The sequence below is a fragment of the Mesorhizobium sp. P3_A9 genome, from assembly GCF_056402975.1.
Genome location: NZ_JBFUGJ010000782.1, coordinates 1 through 667 on the forward strand (window position 1 = coordinate 1; position 667 = coordinate 667).

The following is a 667-nucleotide window of genomic DNA, read 5'->3' on the forward strand; positions in this document are numbered from 1 at the left end:
TTCCTGCTGTTCGTCTGGTTCGCCATCTTCATTCTTCTCGCCGGCTGGGCCGCGACTTTCATCGACATTTGCCGACAGTTACTGACCTAGGAGGTCTGGGAGCATGGCAGAGACGACACTGACGCATATCGGCCAGACGGAGCCGCGGCCGGCGGGCTGGCAAGGCATCGCCGCCGACTGGTCTTCGGACCAGCGGGCGTTCAAGAATGTCTCCTGGGGGAAGGCCATGATGTGGATCTTCCTGCTCAGCGACACCTTCATCTTCGGCTGCTTCCTGATCTCCTACATGACCGCGCGCATCTCCACCCGCGTGCCGTGGCCAAATCCGAGCGAGGTCTTCGCGCTGCGCATCGGCGGCCAGGAAATCCCCCTGATCCTCATCGCCATCATGACCTTCGTGCTGATCTCGAGCAGCGGAACGATGGCCATGGCGGTCAATTTCGGCTATCGCCGCGACCGCCGCAAGACGGCGATCCTCATGCTTTTGACCGCAGCACTCGGCGCGACCTTTGTCGGCATGCAAGCCTTTGAATGGACCAAACTGATTACCGAAGGGGTGCGGCCCTGGGGCAATCCATGGGGCGCCGCACAGTTCGGTTCGTGCTTCTTCATGATCACCGGCTTCCACGGCACTCATGTGACGATCGGGGTGATCTTCCTGCTCATC

General features: G+C 60.9%; 1 protein-coding gene. It reads left to right on the forward strand.

Annotated features, from left to right (window positions below; translation table 11 throughout):
* Positions 1–103: 103 nt before the first annotated feature.
* On the forward strand, positions 104–667 hold a 564-nt coding region (locus AC1DX0_RS36720; RefSeq protein WP_477359531.1), incomplete at its 3' end, for a cytochrome c oxidase subunit 3.